This is a genomic window from Pseudomonas sp. KCJK9000 (assembly GCF_046230725.1).
Taxonomy (GTDB): domain Bacteria; phylum Pseudomonadota; class Gammaproteobacteria; order Pseudomonadales; family Pseudomonadaceae; genus Aquipseudomonas; species Aquipseudomonas promysalinigenes.
In genome coordinates this window covers 1-19,667 of the sequence record NZ_JBJJLN010000039.1, presented here as the reverse complement: position 1 = coordinate 19,667, position 19,667 = coordinate 1, and the positions used below count along the sequence as shown (strand labels likewise).

18 protein-coding genes and 1 tRNA gene are annotated in these 19,667 nt (G+C 60.6%); 15 read left to right on the top strand and 4 right to left on the bottom strand.

All coding sequences use genetic code 11. The annotated features are described in order from the left end of the window. The first annotated feature begins 9 nt into the window (after positions 1–9). The 13 genes from fabD to ACK59H_RS16625 all read left to right on the top strand — a co-directional run bounded on the left by fabD (position 10) and on the right by ACK59H_RS16625 (position 11,330). Positions 10–948 carry an ACP S-malonyltransferase gene (gene fabD / locus ACK59H_RS16685; RefSeq protein WP_081016641.1) on the top strand — a complete coding sequence of 313 codons (939 nt, stop codon included), beginning with the start codon at positions 10–12 and terminating at the stop codon, positions 946–948. A gap of 15 nt (positions 949–963) precedes the next feature. Further along, positions 964–1,704 carry a 3-oxoacyl-ACP reductase FabG gene (gene fabG / locus ACK59H_RS16680; RefSeq protein ID WP_060478225.1) on the top strand — a complete coding sequence of 247 codons (741 nt, stop codon included), beginning with the start codon at positions 964–966 and terminating at the stop codon, positions 1,702–1,704. Positions 1,705–1,907: 203 nt separating this feature from the next. Continuing rightward, positions 1,908–2,144 (top strand): acyl carrier protein, encoded by a 237-nt coding sequence (gene acpP, locus ACK59H_RS16675; protein ID WP_009685065.1) that lies wholly within the window; start codon positions 1,908–1,910, stop codon positions 2,142–2,144. 173 nt (positions 2,145–2,317) lie between these two features. Next, positions 2,318–3,562, top strand: a complete 1,245-nt coding sequence (gene fabF, locus ACK59H_RS16670; RefSeq protein WP_060478226.1) for a beta-ketoacyl-ACP synthase II — start codon at positions 2,318–2,320, stop codon at positions 3,560–3,562. Next, positions 3,562–4,377 carry an aminodeoxychorismate lyase gene (gene pabC / locus ACK59H_RS16665; protein WP_060478227.1) on the top strand — a complete coding sequence of 272 codons (816 nt, stop codon included), beginning with the start codon at positions 3,562–3,564 and terminating at the stop codon, positions 4,375–4,377. Before fabF ends, pabC begins: the two co-directional genes overlap by 1 nt. A gap of 4 nt (positions 4,378–4,381) precedes the next feature. Then, entirely contained in the window at positions 4,382–5,509 is a 1,128-nt protein-coding gene (gene mltG, locus ACK59H_RS16660) for an endolytic transglycosylase MltG (RefSeq protein WP_060478228.1), read from the top strand. Between the two features lie 9 nt (positions 5,510–5,518). Continuing rightward, positions 5,519–6,151, top strand: coding sequence for a dTMP kinase (gene tmk, locus ACK59H_RS16655; RefSeq protein WP_060478229.1), 633 nt, complete (start codon positions 5,519–5,521; stop codon positions 6,149–6,151). Then, positions 6,144–7,130: a DNA polymerase III subunit delta' gene (locus ACK59H_RS16650; RefSeq protein WP_060478230.1), complete on the top strand. Its 987-nt coding sequence runs from the start codon at positions 6,144–6,146 to the stop codon at positions 7,128–7,130. Before tmk ends, ACK59H_RS16650 begins: the two co-directional genes overlap by 8 nt. A gap of 30 nt (positions 7,131–7,160) precedes the next feature. Beyond that, positions 7,161–7,943, top strand: a complete 783-nt coding sequence (locus ACK59H_RS16645) for a TatD family hydrolase (RefSeq protein ID WP_060478231.1) — start codon at positions 7,161–7,163, stop codon at positions 7,941–7,943. Between the two features lie 435 nt (positions 7,944–8,378). Then, a complete protein-coding gene (locus ACK59H_RS16640; RefSeq protein WP_060478232.1) occupies positions 8,379–9,014 on the top strand; it encodes a TetR/AcrR family transcriptional regulator in 636 nt (211 codons plus the stop codon). A 105-nt stretch (positions 9,015–9,119) separates the two neighbouring features. Continuing rightward, positions 9,120–10,088 carry a GTP 3',8-cyclase MoaA gene (locus ACK59H_RS16635; protein WP_060478233.1) on the top strand — a complete coding sequence of 323 codons (969 nt, stop codon included), beginning with the start codon at positions 9,120–9,122 and terminating at the stop codon, positions 10,086–10,088. A 66-nt stretch (positions 10,089–10,154) separates the two neighbouring features. Beyond that, a complete protein-coding gene (locus tag ACK59H_RS16630) occupies positions 10,155–10,760 on the top strand; it encodes a DUF4823 domain-containing protein (RefSeq protein WP_060478234.1) in 606 nt (201 codons plus the stop codon). Positions 10,761–10,769: 9 nt separating this feature from the next. Continuing rightward, on the top strand, positions 10,770–11,330 hold the full coding sequence (locus tag ACK59H_RS16625) for a DUF1285 domain-containing protein (RefSeq protein WP_060478235.1): 561 nt from the start codon (positions 10,770–10,772) through the stop codon (positions 11,328–11,330). Positions 11,331–11,440: 110 nt separating this feature from the next. Here ACK59H_RS16625 and ACK59H_RS16620 read toward each other — a convergent pair. Both ACK59H_RS16620 and ACK59H_RS16615 read right to left on the bottom strand, forming a co-directional pair. After that, positions 11,441–11,516: transfer RNA gene (locus ACK59H_RS16620), tRNA-Asn, on the bottom strand. Between the two features lie 62 nt (positions 11,517–11,578). After that, the gene (locus ACK59H_RS16615) at positions 11,579–12,775 is read right to left on the bottom strand and encodes an amino acid aminotransferase (protein WP_409264643.1); all 1,197 of its coding nucleotides are present in this window, start codon (positions 12,773–12,775) and stop codon (positions 11,579–11,581) included. A gap of 287 nt (positions 12,776–13,062) precedes the next feature. Between ACK59H_RS16615 and uvrB the strand changes: the two genes are divergently transcribed. Next, a complete protein-coding gene (gene uvrB, locus ACK59H_RS16610) occupies positions 13,063–15,078 on the top strand; it encodes an excinuclease ABC subunit UvrB (protein WP_060478237.1) in 2,016 nt (671 codons plus the stop codon). A 232-nt stretch (positions 15,079–15,310) separates the two neighbouring features. On the opposite strand, the gene ACK59H_RS16605 is transcribed toward uvrB, so the two are convergent. Both ACK59H_RS16605 and ACK59H_RS16600 read right to left on the bottom strand, forming a co-directional pair. Next, positions 15,311–16,801 (bottom strand): MDR family MFS transporter, encoded by a 1,491-nt coding sequence (locus ACK59H_RS16605; protein WP_196375135.1) that lies wholly within the window; start codon positions 16,799–16,801, stop codon positions 15,311–15,313. A gap of 49 nt (positions 16,802–16,850) precedes the next feature. Further along, positions 16,851–17,906, bottom strand: coding sequence for an HlyD family secretion protein (locus ACK59H_RS16600; protein ID WP_060478238.1), 1,056 nt, complete (start codon positions 17,904–17,906; stop codon positions 16,851–16,853). Between the two features lie 143 nt (positions 17,907–18,049). On the opposite strand from ACK59H_RS16600, the gene gltX reads away from it, so the two are divergent. Further along, positions 18,050–19,531: a glutamate--tRNA ligase gene (gene gltX / locus ACK59H_RS16595; protein ID WP_409264642.1), complete on the top strand. Its 1,482-nt coding sequence runs from the start codon at positions 18,050–18,052 to the stop codon at positions 19,529–19,531. Positions 19,532–19,667: the final 136 nt, after the last annotated feature.

Genomic DNA, 19,667 nt, shown 5'->3' with positions numbered 1-19,667 from the left:
GCTTGTTCAATGTCTGCATCCCTCGCATTCGTCTTCCCCGGTCAAGGTTCCCAATCCCTGGGCATGCTCAAAGAGCTGGGCGCCGAAAAGCCGGTGATCATCGAGACCTTCAAAGAGGCCTCCGAAGCTCTGGGCTACGACCTTTGGGACCTGGTTCAGAATGGACCGGAAGAAAAGCTCAATCAAACCGACAAGACCCAGCCGGCGATTCTTACCGCCTCGGTCGCCCTGTGGCGCCTGTGGCTCGAAGAAGGCGGCGCGCAGCCAGCTTTCGTTTCCGGGCATAGCCTGGGTGAGTACAGTGCACTGGTCGCCGCGGGCAGCCTGACCCTCAAGGACGCGGTGCGTCTGGTCGAGCGCCGTGGCCAGCTGATGCAGGAAGCCGTACCTGCAGGTCACGGCGCCATGGCGGCCATCCTTGGCCTGGATGACGCGGTGGTGGTCGAGATTTGCGCCAAGGCCGCCGAAGATCAAGTGGTCAGTGCGGTGAACTTCAACTCCCCTGGCCAGGTGGTGATCGCCGGCAACAAGGCTGCAGTGGACCGTGCCATCGAATTGTGCAAAGAGGCGGGCGCCAAGCGTGCTCTGCCGCTGGCGGTCAGTGTGCCGTCGCACTGTGCGCTGATGAAGCCTGCCGCCGAGCGTTTCGCCGAGGCGGTCAACGCCATCGAGTGGAAGGCCCCGCAGATTCCAGTGGTGCAGAACGTCACCGCGGCCATCGCCGCCGACCTCGATGCGCTCAAGCAAGACCTGTTGGCGCAACTGTATCAGCCTGTGCGCTGGGTTGAGTGCGTGCAGGCCTTGGCCGCCAATGGCGCGGTGAACCTGGTGGAGTGCGGCCCGGGCAAGGTGCTGGCCGGCTTGAACAAGCGTTGCGCCGAGGGCGTGACCACTTACAACCTCAATACCCCTGATGCTGTCGCCGCCACCCGTGCGGCGCTGGCCTGATTTGGAGAAGCTTGCATGAGCCTGCAAGGTAAAGTTGCACTGGTCACCGGCGCTAGCCGTGGTATTGGCCAGGCTATCGCCCTCGAGCTGGGCCGCCAGGGCGCGACCGTGATCGGTACCGCCACTTCGGCTTCCGGTGCCGAGCGCATCGCTGCCACCCTCAAAGAGCATGGGATCGCTGGCACTGGCATGGAGCTGAACGTCACCAGCGCCGAGTCCGTGGAAGCTGTGCTGAGCGCTATCGGCGAGCAGTTCGGCGCCCCCGCCATTCTGGTCAACAATGCCGGCATCACCCGTGACAACCTCATGCTGCGCATGAAGGACGACGAGTGGTTCGACGTGATCGATACCAACCTGAACAGCCTTTACCGTCTGTCCAAGGGCGTACTGCGCGGCATGACCAAGGCGCGTTGGGGTCGTATCATCAGCATCGGCTCGGTCGTCGGTGCCATGGGCAACGCCGGCCAGGCCAACTACGCGGCGGCCAAGGCCGGCCTCGAAGGCTTTAGCCGTGCGCTGGCGCGTGAAGTGGGCTCGCGGGGCATCACCGTCAATTCGGTTACCCCAGGCTTCATCGACACAGACATGACCCGCGAGCTGCCAGAAGCGCAGCGCGAAGCCCTGCAGACGCAAATTCCGCTGGGCCGCTTGGGCCAGGCTGAGGAAATCGCCAAGGTGGTTTCGTTCCTGGCATCGGACGGCGCTGGCTACGTTACCGGCGCAACTGTGCCGGTCAACGGCGGGATGTACATGTAAAACTGCAATGCGATGTGACGGATTGCTTCAAAAAAGAGTCATACTGCGAGCCTAAAATCCGTTATAAAGCTGCAACCAGATTCCAGGCAGCCGGTGAGGTTGCTCAAGCGAAGGATCGTTCCGCTTGAAAAGCGAACGTCTTTCTATAAACTTGGTCACCGGCCAGCTGCCTGACATATGTCCATTAGGAGTGAAAACTAGGTATGAGCACCATCGAAGAACGCGTCAAGAAAATCGTCGCCGAGCAACTGGGCGTCAAGGAAGAGGAAGTGACTGCTGAGAAGTCCTTCGTCGATGACCTGGGTGCCGATTCGCTTGACACCGTTGAGCTGGTGATGGCTCTGGAAGAGGAATTCGAGACCGAAATCCCTGACGAAGAAGCCGAGAAGATCACTACCGTTCAAGCTGCAATCGACTACGTCAAGAACCACCAGGCTTAAGACGTTGTAGTCGACGCTTCTTGTCGAGAAGAACCGCACTGCCTTTGCTGGCGTGCGGTTTTTTCTTTGCAAGCCCATGGCGTCATTTCGCTCGCTGCGAGAGCTTGTTGCCATTTCATTCCATTGCTTGAATGCAATGGCAAGAAACTCTGTGATTAGAAAAGGAGAGTACTGTGTCGCGTAGACGCGTCGTGGTCACCGGTATGGGTATGCTGTCGCCACTGGGTACCGATGTACCGAGCACCTGGCAGGGCATTCTGGCTGGCCGCAGTGGCATTGGTCCGATCGAGCACACGGACCTGTCTGCCTACTCCACCCGTTTTGGCGGCTCGGTGAAAGGCTTCGAGGTTGAGCAGTACCTGTCGGCAAAAGAAGCCCGCAAACTCGACCTGTTCATCCAGTACGGCCTGGCAGCCGGTTTTCAGGCGGTGCGCAACGCCGGCCTTGAGGTCACCGATGCCAACCGTGAGCGCATTGGCGTGGCCATGGGCTCGGGTATCGGCGGCCTGACCAACATCGAAGAAACCAGCCGTACCCTGCACGAGCAGGGCCCGCGCCGTATTTCTCCGTTCTTCGTGCCGGGCTCGATCATTAACATGATCTCCGGCTTCCTATCGATCCATCTGGGGCTGCAGGGGCCGAACTACGCCATCGCCACGGCGTGTACCACTGGCACCCACTGCATCGGCATGGCTGCGCGCAACATCGCCTACGGCGAAGCTGATGTGATGATCGCCGGTGGCGCCGAAATGGCCGCCTGTGGTTTGGGCATGGGCGGCTTCGGCGCATCCCGTGCGCTGTCGACCCGCAACGATGAACCAGCCCGTGCCAGTCGTCCCTGGGACAAGGGCCGTGACGGCTTCGTGCTGTCTGACGGTGCCGGTGCCCTGGTACTCGAGGAGCTCGAGCACGCCAAGGCACGCGGTGCGACCATCTATGCCGAGTTGGTTGGTTTTGGCATGAGCGGCGACGCTTACCATATGACCTCGCCACCCGACAGCGGTGAGGGCGCAGCCCGTTGCATGGCCAATGCCTTGCGTGATGCTGGTATCGCGCCTGAGGCGGTCAGCTACATCAATGCCCACGGTACTTCGACGCCAGCCGGTGACATCGCCGAAGTAGCGGCGATCAAGCGTGTGTTCGGTGATCATGCCTACAAGCTGGCTGTCAGCTCGACCAAATCGATGACCGGGCACCTGCTTGGCGCCGCCGGTGCGGTGGAGGCGATCTTCAGCGTGCTGGCGATCAACAGCCAGATGGCGCCGCCGACCATCAATCTCGATGAGCCGGATGAAGGCTGCGACCTCGACTTCGTGCCACATCAGGCGCGCAGCATGCCAATCGATGTAGTGTTGTCCAACTCGTTCGGTTTTGGTGGCACCAACGGTTCGCTGGTATTCCGCCGGTTCGCTGACTGATGCACTGCTGGGTCGACGGCCAGGACGCTACTGCAATCAATCTGCAGAACCGCGGCCTGGCCTACGGTGATGGGCTGTTCGAGACCATCGCCGTGCGTGGTGGGCGTGCCAGCCTGCTGGACGGGCATCTGGCCCGCTTGGCCCTGGGGTGCAAGCGCCTGGCAATCGATGCTGACCTGGCGCTGGTAGGTGACGAAATTCAACGCTTCGCTTGCCAGCTGGGTGACGGTGTTGCCAAGCTGATTCTCACCCGCGGTGACAGCCAGCGCGGGTATGCGCCCGCTGCCGGTGTTGCGCCGCGGCGTATTCTGCAGGGCGCGCCACTGCCCAGCTATCCTGCCGAGCACGCCGAGCATGGCGTTAGGTTGTTCGCCTGCCAAACCCGGCTTGGGGAACAACCGTTGCTGGCTGGGCTCAAACATCTCAATCGCCTGGAGCAAGTGCTGGCCCGTGCCGAATGGCAGGACGGCGAACATGCCGAAGGCTTGATGCGGGATGGGCAGGGCAGGGTGGTCGAAGGGGTGTACAGCAACCTGTTCATGGTAAGTGCTGGCGTGCTGGTAACGGCCGATCTCAGCCGTTGCGGTGTTGCCGGTGTGATGCGTGGTGCCCTGCTGGAGCATGCGCCGCGCTTGGGCATGCCAACCCAGGTTCGTGACATCGCTTTCGAAGAACTGCAGCAGGCTGATGAAGTGTTCGTCTGCAATAGTGTCTACGGCGTCTGGCCGGTGCGTGCAGTTGGCGCGCTCAACTGGTCGCCGGGGCCGCTCACCCGTAAACTGCAGGCCGTTGCTCGTACGTTACTGGATACCTGAATTCGTGAGACGCAAATTCCTGCTGCTGCTGGAAATGGGCTTGATCCTAGCCGGCCTCGTCCTAGGCTGGTCGGCGTGGAAGGTCAACTCTGTTCTGGAGCAGCCCCTGCATGTGGCGCAAGAGCGCCTGCTCGATGTGCCCAATGGCACCAACCCCAATCGCATGTTCTATCGCATGCAGGCCGAGGGCCTGTTGGACGATGCTGTGTGGCTGCGCCTTTACTGGCGCTTCAATATGGCGGGTACACCGCTGCATACCGGTGAGTACCGGCTCACGCCGGGTATGACCGTGGCACAGCTGTTCGATGCCTGGCGCCGTGGCGATGTGGTGCAGTACAACCTGACACTGGTCGAAGGTTGGACTTTCCGCCAGGTGCGCGCCGCAGTGGCCAGGCATGAAAAGATCAAACACACGCTCGATGGATTGTCCGATGCCGAGGTGATGGATAAGCTCGGCCACACGGGTGTTTTCCCAGAAGGCCGTTTCTTCCCTGACACCTACCGCTTCGTGCGCGGCATGAGCGATGTGGAACTGCTGCAGCAGGCCTATATGCGCCTGGACGAAGTGCTGGCCAAGGAGTGGGCAGAGCGTACGACGGACTTGCCCTACCGCGACCCCTATCAGGCACTGATCATGGCCTCGCTGGTGGAAAAGGAAACCGGCATCCCCCAGGAGCGTGGGCAAATTGCCGGGGTGTTCGTACGCCGCCTGCGCCTGGGCATGATGCTGCAGACCGACCCGACGGTCATCTACGGCATGGGTGAGCGTTACAACGGCAAGATCACCCGCGCCGACCTGCGTGAACCGACACCCTACAACACCTACACCATGATCGGGTTGCCGCCTACACCCATTGCCATGGTCGGGCGTGAGGCAATTCATGCCGCGCTCAACCCAGCCGATGGCACCAGCTTGTATTTTGTTGCTCGTGGCGACGGCAGCCATGTTTTTTCCGATGACCTGGACGATCACAACTCTGCTGTGCGCGAGTTCCAGCTCAAACGTCGCGCGGATTACCGCTCCAGCCCGGCACCGCAAAGTGCGCCTGCTGGCACTGCCGAACCTGCAGAGCAGGGTGCCTCCGGCGAAGCTGCACCGGCAGATGCGCCAACGCCCGACGACCAACACTAAGGACTGCCTGTGAGCGGCTTGTTTATTACTTTGGAAGGCCCCGAAGGCGCGGGCAAGAGCACCAACCGTGATTACCTGGCCGCGCGCCTGGGGGAGCAGGGCCTGGACGTGGTCCTGACGCGCGAGCCTGGCGGCACCCCGCTGGCCGAGAAGGTCCGTGAGCTGCTGTTGGCGCCCAGTGATGAGCTGATGGCGGCAGATACAGAACTGCTGCTGGTGTTCGCTGCCCGTGCCCAGCACCTGGCCCAGGTGATTCGCCCGGCCTTGGCCCGTGGTGCCGTTGTCTTGTGCGATCGATTTACCGACGCTACCTATGCCTACCAAGGTGGTGGCCGTGGGTTGTCCGTGGCGCGTATCGCTGAGCTTGAGCGCTTCGTGCAGGGTGATCTGCGCCCGGACCTGACCCTGGTCTTCGATCTGCCAGTTGAAGTCGGCCTGGCCCGTGCCGCTGCGCGTGGTCGCCTGGATCGTTTCGAGCAGGAGGGGCAAGCGTTCTTCGAGGCCGTGCGCCAGGCCTATTTGCAGCGCGCCCAGGCCGAGCCGCGACGCTATACCCTGCTCGATGCGGCGCAGCCGCTTGAAGCGGTACAGCGCGCCATCGATGTGCTGCTGCCCGCTATCGTGGAGCGCTGCCGTGGCTGAGGCCTATCCCTGGCAGCAGGCGCTTTGGCAGCAACTGGCCGGCCGTGAACGCCATGCCCATGCCTACCTGCTACACGGGCCGCAGGGTATTGGTAAGCGTGCGCTGGCCGAGCGGCTGATGGCGCGGTTGCTGTGCCAGCAGCCACATGGGCTGGATGCCTGCGGCCAGTGCAAGTCTTGCCTGCTGCTCAAGGCTGGTAGCCATCCGGACAACTTCGTACTGGAACCTGAAGAGGCTGAAAAGCCGATCAAAGTGGACCAGGTACGCGAACTGGTGTCGTTCGTCGTGCAGACCGCGCAACTGGGCGGGCGTAAAGTGGTCTTGATCGAGCCGGTCGAGGCAATGAACGTCAATGCCTCCAATGCCTTGCTCAAAAGCCTTGAGGAGCCGTCTGGCGATACTGTGCTGCTTTTGGTCAGTCACCAGCCCAGTCGCCTGCTGCCGACCATCAAAAGCCGCTGCCAGCAAGTGGCGTGCCCCCAGCCGAGCGTTGAGCATAGCCAGGCATGGCTGGCCTCGGCGCTACCCGATTGTGATGAATCCGAGCGTCAGGAACTGCTGACCCTGGCTGCAGGGTCGCCACTAAGGGCTGCGACCCTGCAGGCTCAAGGTATTCGGGAGCAGCGTGCTCTGGTGACCGATGGTGTCAAAAAGCTGCTCAAGCAGCAGCAGTCGCCGAGCCAATTGGCCGAGGCCTGGGGCAGTGTACCGTTGTTGCTATTGTTCGACTGGTTCTTTGAATGGTCGCAGTTGATTCTGCGCTACCAGTTGACCCAGGATGAAGAGGGCCTGGGCTTGGCCGATATGCGCAAGGTCGTGCAGTACCTGGCGCAGAAGGCCCGCCAAGATAAAGTGCTGCAAACCCAGGCCTGGGTCCTAGAGCAGCGACAGAAGGTGCTGGGCAAAGCCAACCTCAATCGCGTATTGCTGCTAGAGGCGCTACTGGCCCACTGGGTGCAACTGCCGGGTTCTCGTTGATTTTCCATTCTCTCATGTGTGCCGTTTGCCATGCTCGTAGATTCCCATTGCCATCTCGACCGTCTTGACCTGAGCGCCCACCAGGGCTCCCTCGACGCTGCATTGCAGGCAGCGCGGGAGCGTGGGGTAGGGCATTTTCTGTGCATCGGTGTCAGTGCTGAAAACGCCGGTGCGGTGAAGGCGCTGAGTGAACAGTACCCCGATGTCGATTGCTCCGTGGGCGTGCATCCGCTGGACCTCGCGCCCGGGGAAACTCCAGCGCTGCAATGGCTGCTGGGCGAGCTTGCCCATCCGCACGTGGTAGCGATCGGTGAGACGGGCCTTGACTATCACTACGAACCCGAAGCCGCCGAGTTGCAGCAGGCGTCGTTCCGACTGCATCTGGAGGCCTCGCGCCAGACTGGCAAGCCGGTAATCGTGCATACCCGTGCTGCGCAGGCCGATACTTTGGCCTTACTGCGTGAAGCCAACTTGCCCCAGGCAGGTGTGTTGCACTGCTTCACCGAAGACTGGCAGATGGCCAAGGCAGCGCTGGAGCTGGGTTACTACATTTCGCTATCGGGAATCGTCACCTTCCGCAATGCCGAGGCCCTGCGTGAGGTGGCTCGGCAGGTACCGGTCGATCGCCTGCTGGTCGAAACCGACTCGCCCTACCTGGCACCCATCCCGCATCGCGGCAAGCCGAACTTGCCCCAGTATGTGCGCGAAGTGGCCGAGTATGTAGCATCGTTGCGCGGCGTCAGCTACGAGCAGTTGGCTGAACAAACGACGAACAACTTCAAGCGCCTGTTCCCCCAAGCTCGAGTACGGTGACCCTTTCCCCGCTGCCTGGGCAAAAAAAACCCGGGTTCTGGGGGGGGAATCCGGGTTAAGACCATTAGGAGTAAAACAAAGGTACGCGGTCCCTGAGCACCTTTATCGGCGCGCCACTTGGGGGGATGCGCCGCGCCAACACTTTAAGTATTGGCCATGATTTCCGCCGTGCCAGTGCTTTCTGTACGTTTTTTAAACAGATTTGGAATACGCGCGCCGTTCCTTCCTCTCTGAACGCATGGCACGGGCATTCTGACGTGGGGGCGGCGGTCCTGAGCGCAGCGGGTGTGGGCTGCTGATCATGGTCGCTTGCCTGAGCAGTTGCCTCGCTAGCCAGCCCGATCTCATCATGAAACATAGACATGCGTGGATGATCCGTGCAATTTGCTGCAAGTTAGGCATAATAAACCGCTTCAATGTCATCCAGTCCTTCCTATGCAGAAAGAACCTCGTAAGGTCCGTGAATTTCGCCGCCGCGAACAGGAAATCCTCGACACAGCCCTGAAGCTGTTCCTCGAACAGGGTGAAGACAGCGTCACCGTCGAGATGATCGCCGATGCTGTAGGTATCGGCAAAGGCACGATCTACAAGCATTTCAAGTCCAAGGCCGAGATTTACCTGCGGTTGATGCTCGATTACGAGCGTGACCTGAATGCACTGCTGCATTCGGCCGATGTCGACCGCGACAAAGAAGCACTGTCGCGCGCCTATTTCGAGTTCCGTATGCGCGACCCACAGCGTTATCGGCTGTTCGATCGCCTCGAAGAAAAGGTGGTCAAGGGTAATCAGGTGCCGGAAATGGTCGAGCAGCTGCACAGCATCCGTGCGTCCAACTTCGACCGCCTGACTCAACTGATAAAGGGCCGCATCAGCGAAGGCAAGCTCGAAGACGTACCGCCGTACTTTCACTACTGCGCTGCCTGGGCATTGGTGCACGGTGCTGTGGCGCTGTATCACTCGCCGTTCTGGAGCAATGTGCTTGAGGATCAGGAGGGCTTCTTCCAGTTCCTCATGGACATCGGCGTGCGCATGGGCAACAAGCGCAAACGTGATCCGGAACCTAGTCACTGATCAAGCGGTGCATGAGCGGGTGAGTCTGGCATGAAATGGGGCTTGCAAAAACCTGATTCTTGAGTCAAGTTTTGCCGGCCCGATTCATCCATGCTGGAGTTACCCATGATCGTCGATCGTCAAGGCAGGCGTTTTCGCAATCTGCGCGTCAGCCTGACGGCTGCCTGCAACTACGCTTGCGGCTATTGTGTGCCGGATGGCAAGCGTCTGGTCGCGGCTCAGGATGAATTGTCCGCCCAAGCTCTGGCCCGGGGTGTCGCCTACCTGGTTGAGGCGGCTGGCATCGAGCGTTTGCGCATTACCGGCGGCGAACCCTTGGTCAGTCCGCGGTTGGATGAGTTTCTCACGGCGGTGGCCAAGCTCGGGCTCGACGACATTGCCCTTACCACCAACGGGCAATTGCTGGCACGCAAGCTGCCCCAGTTACAGGCAGCCGGCATTCGGCGCCTGAATGTGTCCCTTGATACCCTGGACCCCATGGCGTTCCGCCGCATTGCTCGCGGCGGGGATCTGGGCAGTGTGTTGGCGGGCATGGACCAAGCCAGCGCCGCAGGCATGCGAATCAAGGTCAACATGGTGCCAATGCGTGGTCAGAATCTTGAGCAGGTATTACCCATGCTCGAGTACTGCATGGCCCGAGGCTTTGAGCTGCGCTTCATCGAGCTGATGCGTATGGGGCATCTGGCTCGGGATAACAAGGCCTTCGTGCAACAGTTCGTTGGGCTCGAAGCTTTGCTCGATGTGATCGGTAGCCGGTACGGCTTTGAGCAAGTCGATGCTGCGGTCGATGCTACCGCACTGCGCTATCAGATCCCCGGGCACGGCCATTTCGGCGTCATCGCCAATGAAAGCGTGCCGTTCTGCCGTACCTGCTCGCGCCTGCGGCTATCCTCCACTGGCTGGTTACACGGCTGCCTGTCTTCGAGCAACCGCCACTATGTCGCCGACCTGCTGGAAAAACCCCGCCATCTGGCACTGCCCGCGCTGCAACGGTTGTTGGTGAAGGCCCTGGCAGACAAGCAGGAGCTGGCGTTTTCCGGTGACGTGATGGTGATGAAGGTGATAGGCGGCTGAAGCTGGCGCAAAAGCTGCATCCGCCGGCTATTCGCCGGTTTTTCGTCACCGGCCACTGGAGGAAAGATGCGTAGCCTGGTTTTGCTGCTGGCGCTGATGGCGCTGGGCGGCTGCATGAATGTCAGCGATATGGGCGAGGGCGTCCGTTACCATATGAGCGATGCCGGTTTGCTGGACCATAGCGATACCCGCCGAACGCTGTCGATTCGCCTGCAGCCTGACTCGTTCATATTCATCGGCCAAGGCGCGTTCATGCCGCCCGGTAAAGGCCCGGTGCCAAAGCAAAATGTGGTAGCCGAGGAGGCCTTCAAAGGATTTGTCGAGTATTTCCCGCTGGTGCGTCGCGCCCAAGGGCCGCTGGGGCTTGAGGAAGCGATCGCCCAAGCCCGGTCGTTCGGCGCCGATTATGTGCTCTATACCCGCTTCGCCCGCAGCGATGACCGTATTGGCAATGGCGACGAATGGTACGACGAGCAGGCTGTCGACCGCCTCGGTTGGGACACTGGGGTAGTTCAGATGATGCTTATCGAAACCAATACGCGTTACCTGATCGACACCGCGCGGATCAAGAGCCGTGGCGGTTTGTTGACGTTCCATGACCAATCGCCTCAGGATTTGCTCGCAAGGCCCATGCGCGAGTACGCTCGTAGCCTTCTGGGCATGAGCGAGTAAGGGCAGCGTATGAGCGATTCCGGCAAGGCCAACGACCTACTGGCGCAGATCCCCAAGCATAAAGGCCTGCCGCCGGTGCATCTGTGGCACCCGGATTTCTGCGGCAACATCGACATGCGGATCGCCCGGGACGGCACCTGGTTCTACCTGGGTACACCGATCGGGCGCAAGGCGATGGTTCGCCTGTTTTCTACAATCATGCGCCGCGACGGCGATGATTATTTCCTGGTGACGCCGGTAGAGAAGGTCGGTATCCGGGTGGACGACGCGCCGTTCGTGGCGGTAGCGCTGCAAGTGCTGGGCAGTGGCCAGGCGCAGGTGCTGCGCTTTACCAGCAATGTTGAGGATCAGGTCGACGCTGGGCCGCAAAACCCGCTGCGGGTCGAAACCGATCCGGTCACTCAAGAGCCGGCGCCTTATATCTTGATGCGCACGAATCTGGAGGCGCTGATTCATCGCAATGTGTTTTACCAGATGGTCGATCTGGCCGTGCCGCGCATGATCGACGACCAGGAGTGGCTCGGGGTTTGGAGCAACGGCGAGTTCTACCCAATCGGGCGCCCTTGCTGAGAAATTTTTGCCACAACGTGCCGGCGCTGGATCTCATCGGCACAATAGCCGTTTAGCCAGGCAACGAAAAAGCCCCCGATGCTTGCGCAATCGGGGGCTTTTTCAGTGTTTGGCTCCGCGACCTGGACTCGAACCAGGGACCCAATGATTAACAGTCATTTGCTCTACCGACTGAGCTATCGCGGAATGTGCGCGTATCTTACCGTCTGCCAGGAGGAAGTCAAGCCTCCTCCTGACAAATCAATCAGTTACAGCACTTGAACGATGGCCTTGGTGACCACATGGATGTTGCTCTGGTTCAGCGCGGCGACGGCGATACGGCCGGTATCCAGTGCGTAGATGCCGAAGTCGTTCTTCAGTCGCGCAACCTGCTCAACGGTCAGGCCCGAGTAGGAGAACATACCCACCTGGCGGCCAACGAAGCTGAAGTCGCGGTTGGCGCCGTATTCGGCCAGCAGCGCCACCATCTGCTTGCGCATACCGTGAATACGCTCACGCATTTCGCCCAGTTCGGTCTCCCACATCTGGCGCAGTTCGGCGCTGTTGAGCACTGTCGCGACGATCGTGGCGCCGTGGGTCGGCGGGTTGGAGTAGGTGGTGCGGATCACGCGCTTGACCTGCGACAGCACGCGGGTGCTTTCGTCCTTGGAGGCAGTGACGATCGACAGCGCCCCGACGCGTTCGCCATACAGCGAGAACGACTTGGAGAACGAACTGGAGACGAAGAACTCCATGCCCGATTCGGCGAACAGGCGCACGGCGAAGGCGTCTTCGGCGATGCCGTCACCGAACCCCTGGTAGGCCATGTCGAGGAACGGCACGTGACCTTTGGCCTTGACCACTTCCAGCACGTTCTTCCAGTCTTCCAGGCTCAGGTCGACGCCGGTTGGGTTGTGGCAGCAGGCGTGCAGCACCACGATCGAGCCGGACGGCAATGCATTGAGGTCTTCGAGCATGCCGGCACGGTTGACGTCGTTGCTCGGCGCATCGTAGTACCGATAGTTCTGCACCGGGAAACCTGCGCTTTCGAACAGCGCACGGTGGTTTTCCCAGCTCGGGTCGCTGATGGCCACCACCGCGTTCGGCGAGATGCGCTTGAGGAAGTCGGCACCGATCTTCAGGGCGCCAGTGCCGCCAACGGCTTGCACGGTGACCACACGACCAGCGGCCAGCAACGGCGACCCGGCACCGAACAGCAGCTTCTGCACAGCCTGGTCGTAGGTGGCGATCCCATCGATAGGCAGGTAGCCGCGCGAGGCGTGCTGGGCGGCACGCTGAGTTTCGGCTTCGATCACGGCGCGCAGCAGCGGAATGCGGCCTTCCTCATTGCAATAAACGCCTACGCCCAGGTTGACCTTGTCGGTACGTGGGTCGGCGTTGAAAGCTTCGTTGAGGCCCAGAATAGGGTCGCGGGGTGCCAGCTCGACAGCGGAAAACAGGCTCATTGTTACTTCGGCTCTGATTGGAGAGTGATAGGGCGTACACGCTCCAGCCGAATGCACTGAAGCGGTGCACAAACGGGGAGTCAGTATAGTGATACCGACCGGTCACTGCGACAGCCTGGCGCAGGTTTTCCGGCGATTTGCGCAAATATTTTTCGACCGTTGGTCCAATTGCCCGGTCAACCGTAATGTGCGCTGACAGCCTGGCCTTGAATCCGGCCCACTTCGGGCGTTTTTGGGTATAGACTACTGGCTAAATTTACAGTTACTGCGTTGCCGCGAGGTCCGTCATGTCCGAGTTTCAGCTCGTCACCCGTTTCCAGCCGGCAGGCGACCAGCCCGAGGCCATCCGTCAGATGGTCGAAGGCATCGAGGCCGGCCTCTCACACCAGACGCTGCTTGGGGTGACTGGTTCGGGCAAGACCTTCAGCATCGCCAACGTCATTGCGCAGGTACAGCGGCCGACCCTGGTACTGGCGCCAAACAAGACGCTGGCGGCGCAGTTGTATGGCGAGTTCAAGGCGTTCTTCCCCAACAACGCCGTCGAATACTTCGTCTCCTACTACGATTATTACCAGCCAGAAGCCTATGTGCCGTCGTCGGATACCTTCATCGAGAAGGATGCCTCGATCAACGACCACATCGAGCAGATGCGTCTGTCGGCTACCAAGGCGTTGCTGGAGCGCCGCGATGCGATCATCGTCACTACGGTGTCATGTATTTACGGCCTGGGCAGCCCCGAGACGTACCTGAAGATGGTGCTGCACGTGGACCGCGGCGACAAACTCGACCAGCGCGCCTTGCTGCGCCGTCTGGCCGACCTGCAGTACACCCGCAACGAAATGGACTTTGCCCGTGCCACTTTCCGGGTGCGCGGCGACGTCATCGACATCTTCCCGGCTGAATCGGACCTTGAGGCTATCCGCATCGAGCTGTTCGATGATGAAGTGGATAACATCGCAGCCTTCGATCCGCTGACCGGCGAGGTGTTTCGCAAGCTGCCACGCTTCACCTTCTACCCCAAGAGCCACTACGTGACGCCACGAGAAACCTTGCTGCAGGCGGTGGAGGGCATCAAAGAAGAGCTGGCGGATCGTCTTGAGTACCTGCACAAGGCCAACAAGCTGGTCGAGGCTCAGCGCCTGGAGCAGCGTACCCGCTTCGATCTGGAAATGATCCTCGAGCTTGGCTATTGCAACGGTATCGAAAACTACTCGCGCTACCTGTCCGGCCGCCCGGCCGGGGCGCCGCCGCCCACCCTGTACGACTATCTGCCGGCCGATGCGCTGCTGGTGATCGACGAGTCCCACGTCAGCGTGCCCCAGGTCGGCGCCATGTACAAAGGCGACCGCTCGCGCAAGGAAACCCTGGTCGAATACGGCTTCCGGCTGCCGTCAGCGCTTGACAACCGGCCGATGCGTTTCGACGAGTGGGAGGCTGTCAGTCCACAGACTATTTTCGTTTCGGCCACCCCGGGCCCGTACGAAGCCGAACATGCCGGCCGGGTGGTCGAGCAGGTGGTGCGCCCGACCGGTCTGGTCGACCCGCAAGTGGAGGTGCGCCCGGCGCTCACCCAGGTCGACGACCTGCTGTCGGAGATCCGCAAGCGTGTGGCTGAGGGCGATCGGGTTCTGGCAACCACGCTTACCAAGCGCATGGCCGAAGACCTTACCGATTACCTGGCCGACCATGATGTCAGGGTGCGTTACCTGCACTCCGACATCGATACCGTCGAGCGGGTCGAGATCATCCGGGATCTGCGTTTGGGCACCTTCGATGTGCTCGTGGGTATCAACCTGCTGCGCGAGGGCCTGGATATGCCCGAGGTGTCGCTGGTGGCGATCCTCGATGCCGACAAGGAAGGTTTCCTGCGTTCCGAGCGTTCGCTGATTCAGACGATCGGCCGTGCTGCGCGCAACCTCAATGGCCGGGCGATTCTATACGCCGACAGCATCACTGGCTCCATGCAGCGTGCCATCGACGAAACCGAGCGGCGTCGCGAGAAACAAATTGCCTTCAACCAGGCCAATGGCATCGTGCCAAAGGGTGTGGTCAAGGACATCGCCGATATCATGGAGGGTGCCACCGTGCCCGGTGCGCGCAGCAAGAAGCGCAAGGGCATGGCAAAGGCAGCCGAGGAGAGCGCCCGCTACGAGGCCGAGCTGCGCACACCAGGCGAAATCACCAAACGCATCAAACAACTGGAAGAGAAGATGATGCAGTTTGCACGCGACCTGGAGTTCGAGGCTGCCGCGCAGTTACGCGACGAGATTACCAAGCTGCGCGAGCGCCTGATCACCAGTTGATCATCACCCAGCTTTTCGCGGGTTGAGCCGCCCCACAGAGGTGCGCAACCTGCAGTTGCTGGGTCGTGCGCGAACAGGGTGGTATGCGCAACTTGAACCCTCACTGTGTGAATTGCAGGTCGGGCTAGGGCACTAACAGCCGAAGAAAGCGGCGTTTGCGGTTTTTAAATCAGCATCGAACGCAGGCTTTCAATGCAGCTTCACCCCAGCAGCGAGGCCTGTCATACAGGGCCTAGTGAGCCTCACCCGCTTTTAGCCCCTGGGGCAGCTTGCGGGTCAGCAACACGGCGACCATGCTCACCGCCAAACCTATTCCCACAAGGTGAAACGCGTCGTTATAGGCCATGATCAGCGCCTGCTGATGGGTGATCTCGCTGAGCTTGCCAAGCGCCGCACTGTCACTGCCCAGCCGCTCTGCCAATTGGGCAAGGCGCTCCGCCACTTGCGGGTTGCTCGGTACCACCGATTCGCGCAAATAGTCGAAGTACACTTTGGTTCTGGCATCCAGCAGGGTGGCCAACAAAGCGATGCCGATCGCACCGCCTAGATTTCGCAGAATATTGAATAGGCTCGACGCCGAGCCAGCATCTTGCTGCTGGATGTAGGCCGTGGCAATCAGCGAAATGGTCACCATGATCATCGGTTGGCCGAGGGCGCGGATGATCTGGATGTGGTTGAACTGAGGTCCGGCGAAGTCTGGGTTCAGCACCCCCGAACCGAAGCTGGCCACCCCGAACAAGCAGAAGCCCAGCGCGCACAGCAGCTTGGGTGGCACGATCTTCATCAGCTGCGGCACCAGCGGGATCAGAAATAACTGCGGAATGCCCATCCACATGATCACTTCGCCGATCTGTAGCGCGTTATAGCCTTGGATTTGTGCCAGGTATAGCGGCAGCAGATAAATCGAGCCATACAGGCCCACGCCCATGCCCAGGCTGGCGATGCTCGACAGCCCGAAGTTACGATTGCCCAGAATGCGCAGGTTGATAAGCGGTTGTGCCTTGGAAAACTGCACGATTACGAACGTGATCAAGCTGACCAAAGCTACGGCGCCAAGGCCGACGATCAGATTCGACTCCAGCCAATCCTTGCGGTGACCCTCCTCGAGAAAGACTTGCAGGCAGCCCAGGCCAAGGCCCAGCGTGACGATGCCGGCATAGTCGGTGCTTTTGAGCAGTTCCCAATGCGCCGGCTTTTTCTCAAGGCCGTAGAGCAAGCCGGCGATCATCACCAGCCCGGGTGGGATGTTGATGTAGAAAATATATTCCCAGCCCCAGTTTTCAGTTAGCCACCCTCCCAAGGTGGGGCCAATCGAAGGGGCGAACGTCGCCGTCATGGCGAACATGGCCATGCCTTTGGCGCGGTGATGTTCGGGCAACTTGATCAGGGTCAGCGTGAAGGCCAGCGGAATCAAGGCACCACCTGTGAAGCCCTGCAGGGCGCGGAACAGGATCATGCTCTCCAGGTTCCAGGCCATCGAGCACAGCAATGAGGACAACAGGAAGCCACCTGACACCCAGACCGCCAAACGTCGCGCCGACAGCAACTGCACCAGCCATGCGGTCAGCGGAATCATGATGATCTCCGCTACCAGATACGAGGTGGAAATCCACGAGCCTTCTTCCAACGTGGCCGACAACGCTCCCTGGATGTCCTTGAGCGAGGAGTTGGTGATCTGGATGTCCAGCACGGCCATGAACGCACCGAGCATCACGCTCATCACCGCTATCCAGTCGCGCCGTGTTGGCTCGGCAGTGGGGCGCTGCAGTTGATCACCGGCCATCGCGGCCATCATCCTCGTGGCGCAAATCGACGGTGGCAGTCACCGACATACCCGGGCGAATGCGCCCGTGCAGGGGGTTGTCGGCGGCGAAGGTCAATTTCACCGGAATGCGCTGTACCACTTTGGTGAAGTTGCCGGTGGCGTTATCAGGCGGCAACAGGCTGAACTGTGCGCCGGACGCCGCGAACAGGCTATCGACGCGGCCTTCGATCGGGGTGTCGGGATAACTGTCGAACAACAGGGTGGCACGCTGCCCGGGGTGCATCTTGCCAATCTGAGTCTCCTTGAAGTTGGCCTGCACCCAGATATTTTCATCGGGCACGATCGACAGCAGGTAGGCGCCTGCCTGCACCACCTGGCCGCTGCGGGCGTTACGCTGGCCGATGGTGCCGCTCAAAGGTGCGCGTATCTCGCAACGGGCAAGGTTCAGCTCTGCCTGGGCCACGTCGGCTCGGGCATTGGCGATCTGCGCATCAAGGCGTTTGAGGTCGGCACTCAGAGCGTTGATCTGCTGGCGTTGGCTCTGCAGGTCAGCGCGGGCCTTATCCACTTGGGCGCCGGCCACATGATTCTCGGCCGACAGGGTAGTCACCCGTTCTTCGGAGATGAACCCAGGCTTGCGCAGTTTCTCGGCGCGGCCCAGGTCCAGCCGCGAGCGCTCGAGCGTGGCCTGATTGGCTGCCACTTGAGCCTGCCCGGCGGCAATCAAGCTGCTCTGTTGGGTCAACCGGCTTTGCGCCTGGGCGTATTCGGCCTCGCGTGTGGCTAAGGCTGCTCGGGCACGTGCCACGGCCAGTTCGAAGTCGGCCGCCTCCAGGCGCACCAGCAGGTCGCCCTTGTTGACATGCTGATTGTCGTCGACCAGTACCCCGTCGATGCGTGCACCGAGCTGGCTGGAAATGCGGGTGATTTCGCCCTGAACATAGGCATTGTCAGTGCTTTCGTAGAAGCGGCCGCGTAGATACCACTCTGCCAGGAAGGCCAAGGCGATGAGGGCTACCAGGGCGAAAAAGATCGCCAGGCGGCGTTTGAGTTGGGCAGGCATGAGGACTATCGTTCCAGAAATGTAAGTAAATTTAACAGCGGCAGATAGCCATTAGACAAGTGGCGTTCGCGCCATTGCTGGAGCCCAGTGCCTGCTCCCTGCTAACATCCCGCCTTTGTTTCATCTTTCGTTCGAGACCCTCCATGACCACCGTTCGCACGCGTATCGCGCCATCGCCCACGGGCGACCCCCATGTCGGCACCGCCTACATCGCCCTGTTCAACTACTGCTTCGCCAAGCAGCATGGCGGTGAGTTCATCCTGCGTATCGAAGACACCGACCAGCTACGCTCCACACGCGAGTCGGAGCAGCAGATCTTCGATGCCTTGCGCTGGCTTGGCATCGAATGGAACGAAGGCCCGGATGTCGGTGGCCCGCACGGCCCATACCGGCAGAGCGAGCGTGGCGAGATCTACGCCAAATACGCCAAGGAATTGGTCGATGCCGGCCATGCCTTCTACTGCTTCTGTACGGCCCAAGAGCTGGAACAGATGCGCGCCGAGCAGATGGCCCGTGGTGAAACCCCGCGCTATGACGGCCGTGCGCTGTTGCTCAGCGACGAGGAAGTCCAGCGCCGTCTTGCCGCAGGCGAGCCCCACGTGATCCGTATGAAGGTACCGAGCGAAGGTATCTGCGTAGTCCCGGATATGCTGCGTGGCGATGTCGAGATTCCATGGGACCGCATGGACATGCAGGTGCTGATGAAGAACGACGGCCTGCCGACCTACTTCTTGGCCAACGTGGTCGATGACCACCTGATGGGTATCACCCATGTGCTGCGCGGCGAAGAGTGGCTGCCGTCGGCACCGAAGCTGATCAAGCTTTACGAGTACTTTGGTTGGGAGCAACCCAAGCTCTGCTACATGCCACTGCTGCGTAACCCCGACAAGTCCAAGTTGTCCAAGCGCAAGAACCCGACCTCGGTGACTTTCTACGAGCGCATGGGTTTCATGCCCGAGGCAATGCTCAATTACCTCGGCCGCATGGGCTGGTCGATGCCCGACGAGCGTGAGAAGTTTTCCTTGGCTGAAATGGTCGAGCATTTCGACTTGTCGCGCATCTCTCTGGGGGGGCCGATCTTCGACATCGAGAAGCTGTCCTGGCTAAACGGCCAATGGCTGCGCGAGCTGCCAGTGCAGGAGTTTGCCGCACGCGTGCAAAAGTGGGCGTTCAACAGCGATTACATGATGAAGATCGCCCCCCATGTGCAGGGTCGTGTCGAAACCTTCAGCCAGATCGCGCCGCTGGGTGTTTTCTTCTTCGAAGGCGGCCTCAAGCTCGATGCCAAGCTGTTCGAAAGCAAGAAGCTGTCCGCTGACCAAGTGCGCCAGGTGATGCAGTTGATCCTGTGGAAGCTCGAGAGCCTGCGGCAGTGGGAGAAAGAGCGTATCACCGATTGCATCCAGGCCGTGGTCCAGGCGCTGGAACTGAAGCTGCGCGACGCCATGCCGCTGATGTTCGCGGCCATTACCGGCCAGGCAAGCTCGGTGTCGGTGCTCGATGCCATGGAAATCCTCGGCCCTGATCTGACCCGCTACCGCTTGCGTCAGGCCCTCGACCTGCTCGGTGGTGTGTCCAAGAAAGAGAACAAGGAATGGGAAAAGCTGCTGGCCAGCATCGCTTGACGGCACGCTCGAAGCGATAGCTCAACGGGTGGGAGCAACTGTCGACGGCCGATTAGTGGCTTAAGTCGCTCCCACAGGTTGTGGCTTATCTGCAAGCCTGCGCAATCTGTGTGGCGCGGGTTTCCCGGCCAATACG